Source organism: Devosia riboflavina, from assembly GCF_000743575.1.
GTDB classification, from domain to species: domain Bacteria; phylum Pseudomonadota; class Alphaproteobacteria; order Rhizobiales; family Devosiaceae; genus Devosia; species Devosia riboflavina.
In genome coordinates this window covers 1-679 of sequence record NZ_JQGC01000092.1, presented here as the reverse complement: position 1 = coordinate 679, position 679 = coordinate 1, and the positions used below count along the sequence as shown (strand labels likewise).

Below are 679 nucleotides of genomic sequence, written 5' to 3'. Positions count from 1 at the left end.
GCCGCGCCCGCGACAAAGCTGGTCGCCGCGATGCCGAGGAAATAGTTCAGCAGCCGCCTGCCCCGTCCTTGGTTGTGCCGCCCGCCACCGATATGCACTTCATAGGCGCCGACCAGCGCGATAACTGCCGAGAATGAGAGTTGGAAGCTCGGGCGGAAGACGCTCGCTGGATCGCTCAGGATGACGATCAGGCCGGCAATGGCCACATTCCGCATGGTCAGCGCGCGCCGCCCGGCCACGATGGCGCCGAAGACCAGCAGAATCATGATCGTCGAGCGAAGGGCCGCGACGTTGCCGCCGGAGATCGAATAGTAGAGCACGGCCGAGGTCATGCCTCCGATGGCAGCTATCGCCTTCACCGACCGCATCCAGCCCACCGCCGCGAACAGCAATCTCAGGACGAAATAAACGCCACCAGCCACAAGCGTCAGGTGCAGCCCCGAAATCGAGAGCACGTGCGCCAGGCCGGCCGTCGACATCACCTCGCGCGCCTCGTCGGTGACGGCACTCTGGTCGCCATTGATCACGGCCCGGGCAATGCCCGCTGCCGGTTCAGCCAACACACCGTCGATCCGCGCGGCGATGCCTCGCCGCACATTCTCGATGATCCGCTCGGGCAGCGCATCGCTGCCTTGATTGACGATCACCGGCGACGCGTTGGTAGTGCCGTAAGCGCCGA

General features: G+C 65.2%; 1 protein-coding gene. It reads right to left on the bottom strand.

The features are described 5' to 3' along the window. The coding region (locus tag JP75_RS24840) for a ComEC/Rec2 family competence protein (protein ID WP_035088010.1) at positions 1–679 on the bottom strand (679 nt) is incomplete at both ends.